We start from the raw sequence: 13,894 nt of genomic DNA, 5'->3' as shown, positions 1-13,894 counted from the left end.
TATGGATGGTAAGCATCAAGGGTTAATTGAGCCTCTTAAGGCGTTAGAGGGGATGCAAGAGCTTTTACAAGCACTACTTAAGAAACAAAATGTTAAGGTTATAAATATGGTAGATGCTTGTAAGGCGCATTTTTTATATGCAATAAGTGAGTTCGTAAAAGCTTCACCTATTATTATTACTTATGATGAAGGAAGTACAAGAAGATTAACAGAGGACTTACAATTTTTAATAGGTAGTGAGAATATTTATGTTTATCCAGCTAGAGATATTCTCTTTTATAGCGCAGATGTACACAGTATGGATATTACCTCTGCACGGATAAGAGTTATAGAGGCTTTAAACGAACAAAAGAAAGGCGCCTTTATTATACCTATTGAGGCACTTCTTAATCCTCTTTCCCCCCAAGAAACATGGAGGACTTATAGTAGAACACTGCATGTAGGAGATGTAATTGATTTAGCCAAATTAGAAGCCTACTTAGTAGAAATAGGCTATAGTCGGGTAGCAAAGGTAGAAGGGATGGGACAGTTTGCTGTTCGAGGAGGTATTATTGACATTTATACTCCTATTGATAATGAACCTTATAGACTAGAACTGTGGGATGATGAACTAGATTCTATAAGGGCTTTTAACGTGCAAACACAGCGCTCCATTCATAAGATAGACTCTCTTAAAATAGTACCTAATCAAGAAATTATATTTCCACTAACTCTTTTGCGAAAAGCTATTCCTTCTATTCGAGAGGAAATGAAGCTTGTAACTAAACGTCTAAGAGAAGAAGGACATAGGGAAAGTGCGATAACTTTAGAAGCACATGTAAAGGAGAGTATTGAGCAGATAGAAAATGATATAAGTCCCAAAGGTTTAGAACTTTATGTCCCTTATACGGAACTAGCTACAGTATCTTTGCTTGATTATATAAAACCTCAAACTATTCTTTACCTTGATGAACCACTTAAAAGTGAGGAAAGGGCAAATCGTATCTTAAAAGAATATGAGGAGAGCATGAAAGATCGTTTGCAGTATGGGCATATTCTTCCCAAACAAATTGAACTCATGTTTACCTATGAAGATATTGCCGAGAAACTAGCTCACTTTCCAAATCTACTTCTTATGAATTTAGATAGGGAAATTTCAGGGGTTAAAATAAGTAAAAAGATGAGTCTTAAGGTCTATGAGAATAATACTTTTTATAAAAGTCTTGATTTATTAGAGAAGGATATAAAAGAGTGGAAAAGAAAAAGACAAAGAATAATTATTCTATCAGGAAGTAAGACAAAGGCTCAAAAGTTAGGGGAAGAGCTAGAAGACAGAGGGGTATTTACAGCTTACAGTGAAAGCTTACAAGAAGCACCTCTAGAAGGACAAATACTCATTGCAAAAGGAGCTTTAGGAAAAGGATTCTTTTATGAAGAGATAGGTCTTCACATTGTGGCAGATAAAGATTTGTTTGGCAAAGAGAAAAACAAGAAACCTCGTAAAAAATATCAAGGAGCTAAAATCCAAAGCTTTTTGGAGCTAAACCCTGGTGATTATGTAGTAGATGAACTGCATGGAATAGGAATATTTAAAGGGGTAGAGCAAATCGTAATAGAAGGTATTAGTAGAGATAATTTAAAAATTGAATATGCAGATAACAGTACACTTTACGTTAATATTAATCAGATGGATAGAATTCAGAAATATATAGGGGCAGAGGGGAAAGTACCCAAACTAAATAAAATAGGTAGCTCAGATTGGAAAAAATCTAAAGCAAAAGTGAAAAAAGCCATTCAAGATATTGCTAAAGATCTTATTAAGCTTTATAGTACGAGACAACATTTACGGGGATTTGTTTATGATAAAGATACTCTTTGGCAAAAAGAATTTGAAGAAATGTTCCCCTATGAAGAGACAGATGACCAGCTTCAAGCAGTAGAAGAAGTTAAAACAGATATGGAAAGTACGAAGATTATGGATCGACTCATTTGTGGGGATGTAGGCTATGGTAAAACAGAGGTGGCTATACGTGCAGCTTTTAAGGCTGTGCAAAATAATAAACAAGTAGCTTATCTCGTACCTACTACTATTTTGGCACAGCAGCACTATAATCGTTTTTTAGAGCGTATGGAGGGATACCCGGTTAATGTAGGTTTATTATCTCGTTTTAGAACACCTAAGCAAATGAAGGAGACTTTAGAAGGCTTAAATAAAGGATTAGTAGATATTGTAATAGGGACACATAGGCTGTTATCAGCAGATGTGAAGTTTAAGGATTTAGGTTTAGTTATTATTGATGAAGAACAACGTTTTGGAGTAACACATAAAGAAAAGCTAAAGCAAATGAGACATCAAGTAGATGTGATGACTTTAACTGCTACACCTATTCCTAGGACACTTCATATGAGTCTCATAGGTGTTAGAGATATGAGTGTGTTAGAGGAAGCACCTATGCAGCGCAAACCTATACAGACCTATGTCATAGAATACAGTGAGGATTTTATAAAAGATGCTATTAATAGGGAGCTTTCTAGAGGGGGGCAGGTATATTTTTTGCATAATCAAGTCAAAAATATAGAAGAAAAGACTGAGCGCATCCGTGAACTGATCCCTCATGCGAAGATAGCCTTTGCACATGGGCAGATGAGTGAACGTGAGTTAGAGAAAATTATGCTGAATTTTATTGAAAAGGAGATAGACATCTTGGTCTGTACAACCATTATTGAAACGGGTTTAGATATTTCTAATGTGAATACCATTATTATTAACCATGCAGACAAGATGGGACTTAGTCAACTTTATCAACTAAGAGGAAGGGTAGGACGTTCAGATAAAATGGGATATGCCTATTTGATGTATGAAAAAAACAAAGTGCTCAAAGAAATTGCAGAAAAACGCTTACAAGCTATTAAACAATTTACAGAGCTAGGAGCAGGCTTTAAAATTGCCATGCGTGATTTGGAGATTAGAGGAGCTGGTAACCTTTTAGGAGCCCAACAGCATGGTCATATGGAAGCAATTGGTTATGATTTATACTGTAAAATGTTAGCTCAAGTAGTAAGTGAAGAGCAAGGAGAAGTGATAGAAGAAGAATTTGAGACCACAATAGAGATTAAAATAGATGCCTATATTCCTAGTGACTATATTTTCGATGAGGTACAGAAATTAGATATTTATAAAAAAATAGCTTCTATTCAAAATGATAAGGATTACTACGATATTCAAGAGGAAATAGAGGACAGGTATGGTAACCTTCCCTGTAATGTTCAAAACTTATTAGATATAGCACTTATTAAAGCTTTAGCACATGAATTATACATTGTAGCAGTTTCAGAAATACAACAGGAAGTATGCTTTAAATTTAAACCAGATGCAAAGCTTAATCCTGATAAATTATTAGAAGTAATGCAACTTTATCCAAGAAAACTTAAATTTGTAGGAGGCAAGGAACCTAGCTTGAAATGGGATTTAACAGGCGAAAATCGTAAAGATCTCCTCGTTTATATTAAGAATATATTACAAGAGCTCAAAAAATTGAAGAGTTAGTTTTTTTAAGCTATAATAATAGCAATAACTTGGCAAGATGCGATAAGACGAACTATAAGGAGAGATCGAAGTGAAAAAAGTGAAGAAAATAGTTGCTACAATGTTAATGAGCATTCTATCAATGAGTCTTCTAGTAGGGTGTGGAGGTAGTGAAAAAGCTGTTTTAACTGTAAATAATGAAAAAGTTACTGAACCTGTGTATAGACTTTATCTATGGACAATTCAACAACGTTTTGAAAGTTTAACACCTAATATTTGGGACATGGATTTAGAAGGCAAGAAGACGGAAGATGTAGCTAAGGATAGAGCATTAGATTCCATTAAGGTATCTATAGCGGCAAAGGAAAAGGCAAAGGAGCTTGGAGTCGAGTTGTCAGCAGAGGAAAAAGACACTATTAAATCTAATGCTAAAGAAATTATGACGACACGAACAGATTTAGTAAAAGAACTTAGTTTAAAACAAAGAGATGTAGAAACTTTTCTTAACTATGGTGTTCTTATAGATAAGGTAACAGAAAAAATAAGTGAGAGCTATGTACCAAATGAAAAAGAAGTAGAAGACGAAGTCAATCTTATAAAAGAACAATATGAAACGGCTACAGCTAAACATGTATTAATTAAAACACAAGACGATCAAGGAAATATGCTTCCTGAGGCAGAACTGGCAAAAGCAAAGGCTTTAGCTGAAGAGGTTCTTGCAAAGGCACTAGCAGGGGAAGATATGGCAGAACTTGCTAAAACTTATTCAGAAGATGGGGGGTCTAAAGATAAAGGGGGAGAATATACCTTTGGAAAGGGGAAAATGGTACCTCAATTTGAAGAAGTTGCTTTTGTAACAGGAAAAGTAGGAGAAGTTTATCCTAAACTTGTAGAAACAAGCTATGGTTATCATATTATGAAGGTAGAAGCACGTTCCACAGGGGATGCTGAAACGATTAAAAAGGATGCAGAAGCGAATGTTAAAGCTCGTTTTGCTCAAACTGAGTTAACAGAGTTAAGTGAAAGTATGAAAGTAGAAAAGACTGAAGCATACGAGGCTATTCGAATTAATAGAAAAGAATCTGCACAAACAACACCACCAGAAGGAACTCCAGCAACCCCAGAGTCTACACCAGCAACGAATAAATAAGTAATAAGTAGGGCACTCTATCGTAAGATAGAGTGTCTTTTTTTGTGGTGAATGAAACAAAAACTTATTGGCAATAATTAGCTTGAAAAGATAATTCGTAAAAAAATAAGTGCATATAATCAGAAATTATGTAGCATAATAATTGTAAATTATAGTTAATGCTATATATCATTTAGACATTAAGGAGGTTGTTTTGTTTGAAAGCAACAGGCATCGTTAGACGAATAGATGATTTAGGTCGAGTAGTTATTCCTAAAGAAATACGCAGAACTTTACGCATCAGAGAAGGGGATCCTTTAGAGATATTTACAGACAATGAGGGACAAGTTATTCTCAAGAAATATTCACCCGTGGGAGAATTAAGTTCCTTCGTTAAAGAATATGCAGATGCCTTAGCGCAAGCCACTGGTCATATTACCTGTATTTCAGATAAAGACCAGGTTATTGCGGTGGCTGGTGGTTCTAAAAAAGAATTTCTTGATAAAGGAATTAGTAGTAATCTTGAAAAAATTATAGAGAGTAGGACTTTGTTTAAAGCAACTAAAGGTGACAATAAGTTTACACCTATTTTATCAGAAGGAAGTACGGATAGTTATTACTCCGAAGTTATTTCACCCATTATATGTGAGGGAGATGCTATAGGAGCAGTTATTTTCTTATCAGCTAATAAAGGAAATGCTATGGGTGAAGTAGAAGAAAAACTTGCTCAATCTGCATCTGGTTTTATTGGTAAACAAATGGAACAATAAAAAGGAGTAAGAAGCCATTAGCTCTCAAAAGTTATTGGCTTTTTTCGTTCTCATAGGGTACACTCATATTAAGAGAAAGGATGATCGGTAATGGAGGATAAATATACATATAAACAGTTAGTAGACATTGTAGAAAGATTAAGAGGAGAAAATGGATGTCCATGGGATCGTGCTCAGACGCATATTTCTTTACTTCCCCATTTAATGGAAGAAAGCTATGAGCTAATGGAGGCTATTAAAAAGCAAGATATTCCTAATATGAAAGAGGAATTAGGAGATGTATTCTTACAAGTACTACTCCATAGCCAAATTGCAAAGGAAGAGGGAAGTTTTACTATGGAAGAGGTTATTCATGAATTAGCCTCTAAATTAGTTTATAGACATCCTCATGTATTTCAAGATGTCCCAGGGGCAGATACACCTGATAAGGTATTAGTAACCTGGGAAGCACTTAAAAAGATAGAGAAGAACGAAAAATCTGTAACTGAGTCTATGGAGCGTGTTGCCAAAGCTCTACCAGCACTTATAAAAGCCCAGAAGGTACAGAAAAAAGCTGCTAAGGTAGGTTTCTTTTGGGAGGATGCAGAAGGTGTGATAGACAAGATAATGGAAGAACTTGAAGAGGTAAGAGAAGCTATGCGACTTGGTAATAACACCAAAGTAGAAGAAGAATTAGGAGATTTGCTATTTTCTGTTGTTAATTTATCTACCTTTTTTGATTTAAATCCTGAATTTGCCTTGACAAAGTCACTGGAAAAGTTTATAAATAGATTTAGATATATTGAAAACACAGCGTTTTCACAAGGTAAAGAGCTTAAAGACATCTCTTTTGAAGAGATGGACAGGTTATGGGATGATTGTAAAAAGTTAGAGTAACCTTACGCTAGTTTTCAATACATATATCATGTTTGTATATGTATAGAGGAGGAAAAATAATGAATAAGTCTGAATTAGTAGCAGCTATGGCTGCAAAAGCTGAAATTAGCAAAAAAGATGCTGAAAAAGCTCTTAAAGCATTTGAAGATGTAGTTATGGAAGAGCTTCAAGCAGGTGGCAAAATTCAACTAGTGGGCTTTGGAACATTTGAAGTTACAGAACGTAAAGCACGTGTAGGTAGAAATCCAAAAACAAACGAAGAAATGTCAATTCCAGGTGGCAAAGCACCTAAATTTAAAGCAGGTAAAGCTTTAAAAGATGTTGTTAAAGGTGAATAATCAATAAAGATATTTAAAATCTACACATCTGGTGTAGATTTTTTTTGTTTTTTACAAATAAGATAGACTAGAAAGGAGTAATGAAATGCGTATTGATAAATATTTAAAGCTGTCACGTATTATTAAGAGACGTACAATTGCCCAGGAAGCTTGTGAGAGTGAACGTGTCATGATTAATGGGAAAACTGCTAAACCAAGTTCAGAGGTAAAAGTAGGAGATGTACTAGAAATTCGATTTGGCAGTCAGACTATGAAATACGAGGTACTAGGTATTAAAGAACATGTGAAAAAAGAAGAAACAAATGACTTGTACCGTATTCTGTAATAAATCTTCAATCCTCTCATATAAATAGTTATAGAAAACTATTTGTATAAAGAGGGTGAGTTAGATGGATGAAAAAATATCTAGAAAGCACGTAGTAACGTTAACAGATCGACACAAATTAACTCTTACAGGAGTTACAGATGTCTTTTCTTTTGATGAGGAGGCAGTGGAGTTAGAAACGATTGAAGGCTACATTGAAATAAAAGGTGAAGATTTACACATTATAAAAATGAACATAGATGATGGTGAAATGATTATTGAAGGACTTATTGCAGAACTTATTTATCATGAAACCCAAACGAGTAACAAGAAAAAAAGCTCAATTATGTCAAAACTTTTTAAATAAGTTGGTGAGGATAAAATGAATCCAATTGTAAGTAGCCAGACTCTTTTGTTCATAACATGTATAGAAATAGGCATCTTAATGGGTACCTTGTTTGATCTTGTAAGGATATTTAGAAAGTTGATCAAGCATCCTAATTTTCTTGTTCAAATGGAGGATGCTATTTATTGGGTAGGATGTGCCTTCATTAGTTTTTATCTGTTATATATTACTAATTATGCTGCTATAAGGCCGTTTGCATTTATTGGGATGCTCCTTGGAGGTATATTCTACTTTTCTACCTTTAGTATTATTTTTATGAAAATTGCTACGGCGGTTATTGATTATATGAAGAAGCTTATGACCGAAATGATAAGACTCCTTCTTATTCCTGTTCAAGCTTTTATAAGATGGTTAAAAGGACCTGTAGGCTATGTGAATAAAAAGGTAGAAAACATACATAATTACCAAAGACGTAAAGTAAGGAAGTTAAAACGTCAGTGGTATCATAAAAAGGCAGATATTAAGACAGATAAAAAAGTAAGAAAGCAAATGAGAAAGGCAAAAGTAGAAAAGAAACTTTTAGAGAGATGAAAAAAAGGATTTACAACCTATTAAGGATTAGGTAATATAGTATTAAAAGGTATATAATTACCTGTATGAGGTTGAAGTAGGGATACAAATGAAAAAGAATAATCGCTTATTTTATATAGTAGTCATACTAAGTACATTGATTGTGACAAGCTTAGGGGTAAAAGGTTATCAAGTAAATAACCTTATTAAGCGTGTAGAAAGGCAAGTAGAAGAGGATAAAAAGATTCTGCAAGAAGAGCAAGAAAAACTGAGTGAATTGCAAAAAGAAGTCACAGAAATTGATACACCTGAATATATTGAAAAGGTAGCAAGAGAACAACTTGGTATGGTACGTAAAGAAGATATTATTTTTAAAGAAAAGCAATAGCCTTGACAGCAACATAAGAGTTGTTATACTAAAAATAGAATAATAGCGCGGAGTGGAGCAGCTAGGTAGCTCGTCGGGCTCATAACCCGAAGGTCATAGGTTCAAATCCTATCTCCGCAATTAAAAAACCATAGGATGTTATATACAACATTTCTATGGTTTTTTGTTATATACTTGAAAGATAATAAGATAGTTCTATCACATTTTCTTTAAAAAAGAGTTGAATAGATAGGGTATTTGCATATATGATAGGAGTATAAAGGAGTGATAAAAATGCTAGAGTTAGAACAATTACAAACGACGATTGAACCCTATAAAGCAAAATTAATAGAAATGGGGAACTCTCTTTGACATCGATCGTTTAAGAGAAAAAATAGAAGACTTAGAACATCTTTCTATGAACAATGCGTTTTGGGAGGATATAGAGAAAGCACAAAAAGTACTTCAAGAATTAAAGAACTATAAGGATTTAGTAGAAAAGTACGATAGATTATGCATAGACTATGAAGATATCCTCGTACTGATTGAAATGAGTAATGAAGAAGAAGACTTAGAGTTAGCACAAGAAGCCAAGGTAAGTGCTAAAGCCTTTGAGGAAGCCTATAATATTATGCGAGTGGCCACGTTATTAGATGGACAGTATGACAAAAACAATGCAATCTTAGAACTCCATCCTGGAGCAGGTGGTACAGAAGCCTGTGACTGGGTAAGCATGTTACTTCGTATGTATACAAGATGGGCAGAAAAAAGAGGCTACAAGGTAGATGTTTTAGATTACCTGGATGGTGAAGAAGCAGGTGTGAAGTCAGTTACACTTCAAATAACAGGTGAAAATGCGTATGGCTACTTAAAATCAGAAAAGGGCATCCACCGTTTAGTACGTATCTCACCATTTGATTCTTCAGGAAGGCGACATACCTCATTTGCTTCATGTGACGTGATGCCTCAAATTACAGATGAGATAGAGTTAGAGATACGAACAGAAGATTTAAAGATTGATACGTATCGTTCCACAGGAGCAGGGGGACAACACGTTAATACAACCGACTCGGCTGTACGTATTACTCATATACCTACAGGCATTATCGTTCAATGTCAAAATGAACGCTCTCAAATCCAAAATAGAGAAAAAGCTATGCAAATGCTACGTGCTAAACTCTATGAAAAACAGCTAGAAGAACGCCAAGAGACTTTAGATGGTATTCGTGGAGAGAAAAAAGATATTGCGTGGGGTAGTCAAATAAGATCATATGTTTTTCATCCTTATAACTTAGTAAAAGACCATCGTACTTTAGAAGAAACGGGGAATACAGGTGCTGTAATGGATGGGGATATTGATCGTTTTATGAATGCTTATTTAGGTTGGATAAATAAGCGGGATTAATAAGGGGGAAGCGGTTATGTTAACAAAGCAGATTGTAATTTTTAAATTATGTAATCAAGAATATGGTATTGACATCATGAAGGTTCTTGAAATAAGTAGCTATGAGCCAGTAAGGCAAGTACCAGATGTACCCAAGTATATTGAAGGGATCATTAATGTGAGAGGTACTATTTATCCTATATTGAATTTAAGAGAAAAGTTGCACCTAGCACCTCATCCGAAAGTAGAAGAATCTAAATTTATCTTGATGAATCTTGAAAGTTCAAAAGTAGGTTTTATGGTAGATAATGTATGTGAAATTCTATCAATTGCGCAAGAAGAAGTGGAAATGACACCTCAAATGCTTCGTAAATATGAAAGTAAATATATTGAAGGGGTTATAAAAAAGGGTGAGAGGATTATCCTTATTTTGGATGTAGATCTCCTCTTGAATGATCAAGAAGAAAAAGCAAAAACAACCACAGATAAAGCATTGCTAGAAGGGAAGTAAAATGAAAACATTAATAGTAGCTACACAAAACAAAGGAAAAGTATTAGAAATCAAAGAAATGCTTCGCGATTTAGACTGTGAGGTTATGACTATGGGCGAAGCAGGATTAGATAGAGAGATTGAAGAAAATGGGACAACTTTTGAAGAGAATGCAGTGATAAAAGCAGAAGCATTAAAAGCCTATACAGATGCTATTATTTTAGCAGATGATTCAGGATTAGAAATTGATTATTTAAATAAAGAACCCGGTGTTTATTCTGCCAGATACTTAGGGAAAGATACTCCTTATACGGTAAAAAATCAAATGATTTTGGAGAGACTAAAGGATGCTTCACCAGAAGAACGTACAGCAAGATTCGTATGCGCTATGGCTATTGCGGGTAAAAATATAGAGACACAAGTAGTAAGAGAAACCATAGAAGGTTATATTGGTTATGAAGCAAAGGGCGAAAATGGCTTTGGATATGACCCGATCTTTTATGTATCAGAATATAATATCTCTACTGCTGAAATGAGTAGTGAACAAAAAAATGCTATTAGTCATAGGGGCAAGGCATTAAGAGCAATTACAGAGAGATTAAAAGGAGTAATGTAAGTACCATGTCAAAAGTATTAGTAATCAGCGACACTCATAGAAATATAGCCCATGTAGTAGACATTATTAATAAAATACAGCCTCATGGTTTAAAGGCTATTATTCATTGTGGAGATAACAGAGAAGATGCCCAAAAGCTTCAAAGCCTCTATCCAGAATTAGCAGTATATGGTGTGTGTGGCAACTGTGATAGCATGGCTTATGGAGAGGAAGTATCTAAAGTTATTACACTGGAAAATGTGAATTTTTTTGTGACCCATGGCCATCGACATAGTATAAAGTGGGGGGATTATGAGGAGCTTGTTAGTGATACTTTAGCACATGAAGCACAAGTTGCACTATGTGGTCATTCACATAGTGCATATCTTAATAAAATTCAGGGGATACTAGTCATGAACCCGGGGAGCATAAGTATGCCAAGAGATTACCCGTATCCTTCTTATGGTATAATAGAAATAGGGAAGGGACAAGTTAAAGAGAGTAGTATTATGCAAATAACGTATACAGGACAAATAGCGATACATCCTGCAACTTATCAAAATAGATTCCAATAAAAAATAAAAAAACCACTAAAAAGTGTTGACGTATGCAAAGAAGTTATGTATAATACATTTTGTCAGTCGGCGCTGGACACAGTTAAATGCCGACAAACAACAAAGTAATCACATTTTTAATGTAATTGCGGGTGTAGTTCAATGGTAGAACTCCAGCCTTCCAAGCTGGCCACGTGGGTTCGATTCCCATCACCCGCTCTGTGTATCCATAGCTCAGCTGGATAGAGCAACGCCCTTCTAAGGCGTGGGTCCGGGGTTCGAATCCCTGTGGATACGGTATGGTGGGTGTAGCTCAGTTGGTAGTAGCACTGGATTGTGGTTCCAGGTGTCGTGGGTTCGAGCCCCATCTCCCACCTATACAGGGTTATCGCCAAGCGGTAAGGCACGGGATTTTGATTCCCGCATTCCAAGGTTCGAATCCTTGTAGCCCTGCTTGAAATTTTAAATTTCATAGTTACTCTATAAGAGTATGGGTCACTAGCTCAGTCGGTAGAGCACTTGACTTTTAATCAAGTTGTCCCGGGTTCGATTCCCGGGTGGCTCATTTATATGCGGGCGTGGCGGAATTGGCAGACGCACTAGACTTAGGATCTAGCGCCGCAGGGTGTAAGGGTTCGACTCCCTTCGCCCGCATATCTAATTGCATAACCTTTTATGCGGGTGTAGTTCAATGGTAGAACTCCAGCCTTCCAAGCTGGCCACGTGGGTTCGATTCCCATCACCCGCTTTTATGTATCCATAGCTCAGCTGGATAGAGCAACGCCCTTCTAAGGCGTGGGTCCGGGGTTCGAATCCCTGTGGATACGTATATAGGGTTATCGCCAAGCGGTAAGGCACGGGATTTTGATTCCCGCATTCCAAGGTTCGAATCCTTGTAGCCCTGATAAAAAACTCTCAAACACTAAGTTGTTTGAGAGTTTTTTAGTTTTATAATAATCGTTTTTTAAAGAGGCAAACCATAAATAGCTAAATGATTATTTTTATAACGATTATCGTGGGTGATATCTTTTCCAAACCAGCTAGGCACCTCAAAGTTATGGGCAGCTGCAGAAGAATTAAACTCGACCTCTACAGTAGTAAGCCCATGGAGTGAGCCTGTAAATACATCTAATTCAGCTATTAAATTATTTTCTAAGGGGATATAGTAGCGTACTTTTTCAATAGGAGGACACTCTAGTTTGCAAAGGAGAGATTCATATTGTTCCTTAGTAATAGGGAGGTCAAATTCTTCACGGATCATATGGCCTTGAGATTTGACGGTTAAAAAGTAGCTATCACCCATTTGGCGTACGCGAATAACAGGATCTGTTGAGATGTAGCCTTGAGTGAGTTTTTTATGTTTATAATGTGTTAAATCTGGTAAGCAATCTACCAAGAATTTGCGTTCAATTTCCATGAATAAACCTCCTTGATTCTCTTTGGTTTCGTAAACTCTATCTATTTTAACACAAATTTTCTGAAAAAAATATATAGATTTAGACTAAAATAATAAAAAAGATATGATACAATACTATAAAAGTAAATGTTAAGAAGTGATTTTAAAATAATAGAAAGGAAGGAATAGAGATGAAAATAGCAGTATTTTTTGGGACAGGTTATGAGGAAATAGAGGCCTTAGCTGTTGTTGATGTACTTAGACGAGCAAAGGCAGAGGTTGTGATGGTAGGTGTCTCAGGGCCAACAGTAGTTAGTTCGCGAAAGGTAAGCATCAATATGGATACAACAATAGAGGCTTTTGATGCTGAGGATGTAAATATGCTTGTCTTACCAGGTGGTGTACCGGGAGTGGATCATCTTTATGCTTCTGAAAAGCTTAGAGAACTAGTAAAGGCATTTAAAAAAGAAGGTAAATGGTTAGGAGCAATTTGTGCTGCACCAAGCCTTTTAGGAAGGTGGGGAGTTTTAGAAGGTGAAAAAGCAACCTGTTATCCAGGTTATGAAAAAGAACTAAAGGGTTGTGAGGTTGTTTCTAGTAGAACAGTTGTGAGCCATAAAATAATAACAGGGATAGGTGCAGGAGCCTCTTTAGAATTTGCTCTTACTATTGTAGAAGAGTTAATGGGTAAGGAAAAAGCACAAGAAATTAAGATGGGAATGCTTATTGGATAAATAAAAGGGCTTGTTGCAGGACTGAAAAGTTAAGAACTTAAGTCTTACAACAGGCCCCTTTTATGTTCCTGCAAAAATTATCTATGAAAAAAGTAAAAGAGTAGTATGTATTCTTTTAAAAACTTCATGAAGTCTATCAGGCTTAACATATTCAATATCCAGTTCTTCAAAAGCTTTAGTGACTTTATGAATATTAATTTGATAGATAGCCGCAATATGCTCAGCTGTATAATAATTTAAATGGCTATAACGCCACTGTCTTTTAATAAGCTGGCAAATAGGGCTAGATAAATGAACAATCAAATGAAAGAAACTCATTTGATTAAGCACAGGAATTTGAAATTTTTTCATAGTATCTAATACTTCACTTGGCTTTACAGAAAGTAAAAAGGCTACTTCGTAAGCATTATAGGGAGGTATGCTAGATTTTAAGTAAATATCTATTTCCTCTAGTTGAGGGCGTATATTTTGGTCATATATCTTGTCAAAGCTAACAAGGGATATACACTCACTGGAAAATTGATCCATAGGCATAA

At 35.5% G+C, this 13,894-nt stretch carries 16 protein-coding genes and 10 tRNA genes; 24 read left to right on the top strand and 2 right to left on the bottom strand.

Going from position 1 to position 13,894, the window contains the following annotated elements:
- The first annotated feature begins 1 nt into the window (after position 1).
- The 23 genes from mfd (at position 2) to CS063_RS10760 (ending at position 12,132) form a co-directional block, all read left to right on the top strand.
- Positions 2-3,526, top strand: coding sequence for a transcription-repair coupling factor (gene mfd, locus CS063_RS10870; RefSeq protein WP_308415491.1), 3,525 nt, complete (start codon positions 2-4; stop codon positions 3,524-3,526).
- A 70-nt stretch (positions 3,527-3,596) separates the two neighbouring features.
- Positions 3,597-4,655, top strand: coding sequence for a peptidylprolyl isomerase (locus CS063_RS10865; protein ID WP_099449719.1), 1,059 nt, complete (start codon positions 3,597-3,599; stop codon positions 4,653-4,655).
- 197 nt (positions 4,656-4,852) lie between these two features.
- On the top strand, positions 4,853-5,404 hold the full coding sequence (gene spoVT, locus CS063_RS10860) for a stage V sporulation protein T (RefSeq protein WP_099449718.1): 552 nt from the start codon (positions 4,853-4,855) through the stop codon (positions 5,402-5,404).
- A gap of 90 nt (positions 5,405-5,494) precedes the next feature.
- Positions 5,495-6,280 (top strand): nucleoside triphosphate pyrophosphohydrolase, encoded by a 786-nt coding sequence (gene mazG / locus CS063_RS10855; RefSeq protein ID WP_099449717.1) that lies wholly within the window; start codon positions 5,495-5,497, stop codon positions 6,278-6,280.
- Positions 6,281-6,339: 59 nt separating this feature from the next.
- The gene (locus CS063_RS10850) at positions 6,340-6,618 is read left to right on the top strand and encodes an HU family DNA-binding protein (protein WP_099449716.1); all 279 of its coding nucleotides are present in this window, start codon (positions 6,340-6,342) and stop codon (positions 6,616-6,618) included.
- An 85-nt stretch (positions 6,619-6,703) separates the two neighbouring features.
- Positions 6,704-6,943 (top strand): RNA-binding S4 domain-containing protein, encoded by a 240-nt coding sequence (locus CS063_RS10845; RefSeq protein WP_099449715.1) that lies wholly within the window; start codon positions 6,704-6,706, stop codon positions 6,941-6,943.
- A gap of 64 nt (positions 6,944-7,007) precedes the next feature.
- A complete protein-coding gene (gene yabP, locus CS063_RS10840; RefSeq protein ID WP_099449714.1) occupies positions 7,008-7,289 on the top strand; it encodes a sporulation protein YabP in 282 nt (93 codons plus the stop codon).
- A gap of 15 nt (positions 7,290-7,304) precedes the next feature.
- On the top strand, positions 7,305-7,859 hold the full coding sequence (gene yabQ / locus CS063_RS10835) for a spore cortex biosynthesis protein YabQ (RefSeq protein ID WP_099449713.1): 555 nt from the start codon (positions 7,305-7,307) through the stop codon (positions 7,857-7,859).
- Between the two features lie 88 nt (positions 7,860-7,947).
- On the top strand, positions 7,948-8,226 hold the full coding sequence (locus CS063_RS10830) for an FtsB family cell division protein (protein ID WP_099449712.1): 279 nt from the start codon (positions 7,948-7,950) through the stop codon (positions 8,224-8,226).
- Between the two features lie 46 nt (positions 8,227-8,272).
- Positions 8,273-8,346, top strand: a tRNA-Met gene (locus tag CS063_RS10825).
- 153 nt (positions 8,347-8,499) lie between these two features.
- Positions 8,500-9,610 (top strand): peptide chain release factor 2 gene (prfB, locus tag CS063_RS10820; RefSeq protein ID WP_180270759.1). Its coding sequence is split into 2 segments (ribosomal slippage): positions 8,500-8,574 and positions 8,576-9,610, totalling 1,110 coding nucleotides; the frame shifts between segments, so codons are not numbered across the junction.
- Positions 9,611-9,626: 16 nt separating this feature from the next.
- The gene (locus tag CS063_RS10815; protein WP_099449710.1) at positions 9,627-10,100 is read left to right on the top strand and encodes a chemotaxis protein CheW; all 474 of its coding nucleotides are present in this window, start codon (positions 9,627-9,629) and stop codon (positions 10,098-10,100) included.
- Position 10,101: 1 nt separating this feature from the next.
- A complete protein-coding gene (locus CS063_RS10810; RefSeq protein WP_099449709.1) occupies positions 10,102-10,695 on the top strand; it encodes an XTP/dITP diphosphatase in 594 nt (197 codons plus the stop codon).
- Between the two features lie 5 nt (positions 10,696-10,700).
- Positions 10,701-11,249 carry a metallophosphoesterase family protein gene (locus CS063_RS10805; RefSeq protein ID WP_099449708.1) on the top strand — a complete coding sequence of 183 codons (549 nt, stop codon included), beginning with the start codon at positions 10,701-10,703 and terminating at the stop codon, positions 11,247-11,249.
- Positions 11,250-11,376: 127 nt separating this feature from the next.
- Positions 11,377-11,447 (top strand) — tRNA-Gly (locus CS063_RS10800).
- A gap of 4 nt (positions 11,448-11,451) precedes the next feature.
- Positions 11,452-11,525: transfer RNA gene (locus CS063_RS10795), tRNA-Arg, on the top strand.
- Between the two features lie 4 nt (positions 11,526-11,529).
- A tRNA-His gene (locus CS063_RS10790) sits at positions 11,530-11,605 on the top strand.
- Between the two features lie 4 nt (positions 11,606-11,609).
- Positions 11,610-11,681: transfer RNA gene (locus tag CS063_RS10785), tRNA-Gln, on the top strand.
- A 39-nt stretch (positions 11,682-11,720) separates the two neighbouring features.
- A tRNA-Lys gene (locus CS063_RS10780) sits at positions 11,721-11,793 on the top strand.
- A 7-nt stretch (positions 11,794-11,800) separates the two neighbouring features.
- A tRNA-Leu gene (locus tag CS063_RS10775) sits at positions 11,801-11,882 on the top strand.
- Positions 11,883-11,905: 23 nt separating this feature from the next.
- Positions 11,906-11,976, top strand: a tRNA-Gly gene (locus CS063_RS10770).
- A 5-nt stretch (positions 11,977-11,981) separates the two neighbouring features.
- Positions 11,982-12,055 (top strand) — tRNA-Arg (locus CS063_RS10765).
- Positions 12,056-12,060: 5 nt separating this feature from the next.
- Positions 12,061-12,132: transfer RNA gene (locus CS063_RS10760), tRNA-Gln, on the top strand.
- Positions 12,133-12,192: 60 nt separating this feature from the next.
- Here CS063_RS10760 and CS063_RS10755 read toward each other — a convergent pair.
- Positions 12,193-12,645: a CYTH domain-containing protein gene (locus CS063_RS10755; protein ID WP_099449707.1), complete on the bottom strand. Its 453-nt coding sequence runs from the start codon at positions 12,643-12,645 to the stop codon at positions 12,193-12,195.
- 170 nt (positions 12,646-12,815) lie between these two features.
- On the opposite strand from CS063_RS10755, the gene CS063_RS10750 reads away from it, so the two are divergent.
- Entirely contained in the window at positions 12,816-13,358 is a 543-nt protein-coding gene (locus CS063_RS10750; RefSeq protein ID WP_099449706.1) for a DJ-1 family glyoxalase III, read from the top strand.
- Positions 13,359-13,439: 81 nt separating this feature from the next.
- Here the strand turns inward: CS063_RS10750 and CS063_RS10745 are convergent, their stop codons facing one another.
- Positions 13,440-13,892, bottom strand: coding sequence for a hypothetical protein (locus CS063_RS10745; RefSeq protein WP_099449705.1), 453 nt, complete (start codon positions 13,890-13,892; stop codon positions 13,440-13,442).
- Between the last annotated feature and the right edge of the window lie 2 nt (positions 13,893-13,894).

Source organism: Sporanaerobium hydrogeniformans (assembly GCF_002735925.1).
Lineage (GTDB): Bacteria > Bacillota > Clostridia > Lachnospirales > Cellulosilyticaceae > Sporanaerobium > Sporanaerobium hydrogeniformans.
This window is presented reverse-complemented; position numbering and strand designations above follow the sequence as displayed.

Bases quoted from the DNA above. Each gene is read 5' to 3' on its own strand.
- CS063_RS10815 (WP_099449710.1), top strand. From the start codon at position 9,627: ATGTTAACAAAGCAGATTGTAATTTTTAAATTATGTAATCAAGAATAT.
- CS063_RS10810 (WP_099449709.1), top strand. From the start codon at position 10,102: ATGAAAACATTAATAGTAGCTACACAAAACAAAGGAAAAGTATTAGAA.
- CS063_RS10750 (WP_099449706.1), top strand. From the start codon at position 12,816: ATGAAAATAGCAGTATTTTTTGGGACAGGTTATGAGGAAATAGAGGCC.
- CS063_RS10845 (WP_099449715.1), top strand. From the start codon at position 6,704: ATGCGTATTGATAAATATTTAAAGCTGTCACGTATTATTAAGAGACGT.
- mfd (WP_308415491.1), top strand. From the start codon at position 2: ATGGATGGTAAGCATCAAGGGTTAATTGAGCCTCTTAAGGCGTTAGAG.
- CS063_RS10745 (WP_099449705.1), bottom strand. From the start codon at position 13,892: ATGCCTATGGATCAATTTTCCAGTGAGTGTATATCCCTTGTTAGCTTT.
- CS063_RS10850 (WP_099449716.1), top strand. From the start codon at position 6,340: ATGAATAAGTCTGAATTAGTAGCAGCTATGGCTGCAAAAGCTGAAATT.
- mazG (WP_099449717.1), top strand. From the start codon at position 5,495: ATGGAGGATAAATATACATATAAACAGTTAGTAGACATTGTAGAAAGA.
- CS063_RS10755 (WP_099449707.1), bottom strand. From the start codon at position 12,645: ATGGAAATTGAACGCAAATTCTTGGTAGATTGCTTACCAGATTTAACA.
- CS063_RS10830 (WP_099449712.1), top strand. From the start codon at position 7,948: ATGAAAAAGAATAATCGCTTATTTTATATAGTAGTCATACTAAGTACA.
- yabQ (WP_099449713.1), top strand. From the start codon at position 7,305: ATGAATCCAATTGTAAGTAGCCAGACTCTTTTGTTCATAACATGTATA.
- yabP (WP_099449714.1), top strand. From the start codon at position 7,008: ATGGATGAAAAAATATCTAGAAAGCACGTAGTAACGTTAACAGATCGA.
- CS063_RS10805 (WP_099449708.1), top strand. From the start codon at position 10,701: ATGTCAAAAGTATTAGTAATCAGCGACACTCATAGAAATATAGCCCAT.